2 protein-coding genes and 2 pseudogenes are annotated in these 3,332 nt (G+C 65.3%); 1 reads left to right on the top strand and 3 read right to left on the bottom strand.

Features of this window, described 5'->3' with window-relative positions; genetic code table 11:
* Positions 1-377 precede the first annotated feature (377 nt).
* Positions 378-743, bottom strand: coding sequence for a hypothetical protein (locus WN71_RS41670; RefSeq protein WP_143074941.1), 366 nt, complete (start codon positions 741-743; stop codon positions 378-380).
* Between the two features lie 29 nt (positions 744-772).
* On the opposite strand from WN71_RS41670, the pseudogene WN71_RS40610 reads away from it, so the two are divergent.
* Positions 773-982, top strand: a pseudogene (locus WN71_RS40610) (tyrosine-type recombinase/integrase); the annotation flags it as partial.
* A gap of 72 nt (positions 983-1,054) precedes the next feature.
* Here WN71_RS40610 and WN71_RS43555 read toward each other — a convergent pair.
* Together WN71_RS43555 and WN71_RS39190 are read right to left on the bottom strand one after the other, a co-directional pair.
* Positions 1,055-2,129 (bottom strand): annotated as a pseudogene (locus WN71_RS43555) (IS630 family transposase).
* Positions 2,130-2,283: 154 nt separating this feature from the next.
* On the bottom strand, positions 2,284-3,042 hold the full coding sequence (locus tag WN71_RS39190) for a hypothetical protein (protein ID WP_052743257.1): 759 nt from the start codon (positions 3,040-3,042) through the stop codon (positions 2,284-2,286).
* Positions 3,043-3,332: the final 290 nt, after the last annotated feature.

Below are 3,332 nucleotides of genomic sequence, written 5' to 3'. Positions count from 1 at the left end.
TCGCCTCACCTTGAAGCGCCGAAGTCAGTAACTGGCGGACCGCGGCGGCCTGCTGACGAACGGCGGCACACCCTGCCAGGACCGGCCGCCACACCCCGCTGCCGACTACGCGCGGTCGGCAGGCGCCGTCGGGCCGCATACCGCGGGGCGGGCGTAGCGGCAGGGTCGCCCGGGGCCACGAACCAGGATCCTGCACCTGCGCTCCAGCCCAGAGACTCTCAGGTAGGCGCCAGGCATGCCTCCTGACCGGCTCACGCCCGTCCGCAACTGCCGGTCAGTCACAGGTCCGGAGATGCGAAAGCGTCCGGCAACCGGTGCCGCAGGCATCGGTTGCCGGACGCTCCCTGATCATCCACGATCCTCGGGAATAGGCGATTTCATTCCCGGATCGAGCGAAGAAGGCAGGATTTCACCCAGTCGGAAAATTCGTCATCCGACGGATTTTCGGGAGCAACCAGAGACACATAAAACCCCTCTGGCACCGCAATAATGCCCCCTTCCCATGAAACTCCGCCAGAAATGTCGACGCCGGCATCCACTCGGATCGTCACCTTACGGAACGGCCTGCAGAAGACACCTACCGGCCCTTCTCCCGCCGAGTCGAGAGAATGCCCATCCTTTTCCCAGGACTCTTCCATCAAGTGATCTCGCGCGAAGGTCATGATCTGCGGATCGGAAATCTCAGGCACCACACGCGACGCCGTGCGCGCAAAGTCGAACGATCGGGAGACCTCGCCGTTCACCAAGTGAGTCGGCCACCTCTCCCCGAGCCCGCGCCGGCCTCCGCCGCATCCGCTTCCACGACCTGCGGCACTCCACCGCCACCCTGCTCCTGGAGCAAGGCGTCGAACTCGTCGTGATCAAGGAACTCCTCGGCCACGCCCACGTCGGCGTCACACCGCCACCGTCTACGCCCACGTACGCATCCGCCTTCAGCGCGACGCCCATCGACCTGCTCGGCCACGCGCTCGGCCGCCCCTGACAGCCAGACGGCGGCGGACACCACTGTGTCCGCCGCCGTTGCCGCTCCCGTTGAAAGGGTGGGGTGACAGCGTTACGGAGGCTCCAGTGCCAGTCCGGTTCCGGCGCTGAAGCCGTCGAGTACGTCGGGGCGGCGTTGGATGCCGCGTAAGCGGTTCCTCACGAGCGGGGCGAGGTCTTCGATCGCGCGAGGTGCGAGGTTGGCCAGGGACTTCTTCACGTGGGCCCAGACGCTTCGACGGGGTTGAGGTCGGGCGCGTAGGGCGGGAGCTTGACGATGGTCAGCCAGTCGCTGTTGCGCTCGCAGAACTCCCGCAAGGGCTTGGCGTGATGGGTGCTGGCGTTGTTCCACACCACGATCAGCGGGACATCGCCGAGCTGCCGACGGGCAGAGGTCAACAGGTTCGCGAACTCGTCGGCCCGGAAGCCCTTCTTCTCGCCGGTACGGCCCCGGTACGTCTGGGTCCGGTAGATCAAGCGGGTTTCGTGGCCTGACCGGACGCAGACCATCTCGGCCATCAGGACCCGGCCCGAACCCTTGCCCACCACTTTGACCAGCGGCGTCCTGCCCCGCCGTGACCAGGTGCGGCCCTTGCCGGGCTTCAGGTCTTGCCCGGCCTCGTCCTCGAAGACGATCCACGCGCCCAGGAGCTGGGCCATCCTCTGACCCGTGACCACTGCTCCGTCCGCCACCTGGCCACTGCCTGCTCGTCGCGCTCGACCGCCCGGTGGGCCGGGACCTGCGGCGACCAGCCCAGTCTGTGCAGCAGATACGACACCCCACGCGGGGTGTACCGGTAGCCGAACAGGCTATGGATCAGCTCCGCGACCCTCGCCAGGGTCCACCGCTGGTCCTCCGTCCAGCCATGCACCGCCGGCCCCGCCTCCAGCTCGGCCTGCAGTTGTTCCGCCTGGGCATCGGTGAGCTGACACCGGAAGCCGCCAGGCCCCCTGGAGGCCAGAGCCGCGCTGCCGCCCTCGCGCCAGTCGGCGTGCCAGGCGTACGCCGACTTCCGCGTCACCCGTAACCTGCGCGCCACCTCCGGCGGCCGCACGCCTTGCTCGAACATCTCCGCGGCCTCGAAGCGCACCGCCTCACGCTTCGCCCGCCCCGCAGCGGTCAGGCCGCCACCATCCGCGTACCTCATGACGAGGATGTAGCACCGCCAACCCCTGCTGTCACCCCACCCTTTCAACCTCAGCGTCACCTACTGCGGTCAGGCGGTAAATTAGCCCCGCCGCACAAAGCTCGGCGGGGCTAAGATTTGCTACCGCTCACGATCCTTAGCAGCGCAACATCTACTAGTGCTCACCGGACAGCCGGACAAGTACATCCGCAGCGAGCTCTGCTGAAGCGTGGTCGAGACCCACCGTCGCCGTTCCATTCAGACGTTCGGACATGTAACCGGCCATCACAGACACTGTATCCGCAGAGGCCGCGGGGGCGAGCCACCTAAGCCACTCACAGACCATGCGCATTCGAAATTCCCTCAGAATTTCTACGCGGTCGAAAGGGTCTGACTCCGAGGCCAGCTTGATCACTTTGAATGAGGCGGCAAGGCGATTGTGCGGCATGTCGTGAGCCGAAAGAATTAGCCCGAGTTCATCAGACTTACCGAGATTAAAATTATCGGCTACTACAAACTGGGGCAGCGGGTAGCCGTCCACGCTTGTCAGCGCTTGCCCGTCGCGTCCGGAATCGATAACTACGTCGACACGGGACGCAATCCCGGGGTCATCGACAGCGACTCGGATGTGATGCACGCCAGGATCCCCGACGTTCTGCACGAAACGTGAAACGCCGAGGATGTCGCCGACTCCGATGGCCCCGTCGTCGAGCACCAAGTCTCCGTCGAACAGGACGCTGCCCTCGGCCGGGCCAGCCCTGTTCCACAGCCTGACCCGGACCAGCCCCACCTGCGCACGTGCGGCGATCTGGACGTGACTCCTAGACGCAACCAGTGGCGCACCGGCCAGCGCCAGAACCTCCTCCGGCGGGGCTGTCGATCCAATACGGATCACGCGGTGGTTCAAGTACAGCTCGGCACTGCCAATGAGCATTTCTCCGCCAACTACCCAATCTGAGTTTGATGGTGCGCCCGGTCAGCGCCATCGCCAACCGGGCGCACCCTGACCCTACTACCGCGTGTGGCCTGGCAGTAGCTCCGCTAGTTTCTCAGCTGCACTCGGAATCCCGGGCAGCCCCGCAAACGCGGGATCGTGATAGCCGTGATTACGCAACATCTGCTGGGCTTTCGATACAGCAACCGCCTGAGTGTCACTGCACGTTTCACAGTGAGGAAACAGGCTGCGCGGAAGGCTAGCCTCGATCTTGCATGACGGCCCGCCAA

The sequence above is a fragment of the Streptomyces mangrovisoli genome, assembly GCF_000974985.2.
Classification (GTDB): domain Bacteria; phylum Actinomycetota; class Actinomycetes; order Streptomycetales; family Streptomycetaceae; genus Streptomyces; species Streptomyces mangrovisoli.
Note: the sequence above shows the minus strand (reverse complement) of the source record. Positions and strands in the feature narration are given on the sequence as shown.

What these genes read in the sequence shown, in the direction of transcription:
- WN71_RS39190 (WP_052743257.1), bottom strand. Translation starts at nt 3,042, where the DNA reads ATGCTCATTGGCAGTGCCGAGCTGTACTTGAACCACCGCGTGATCCGT.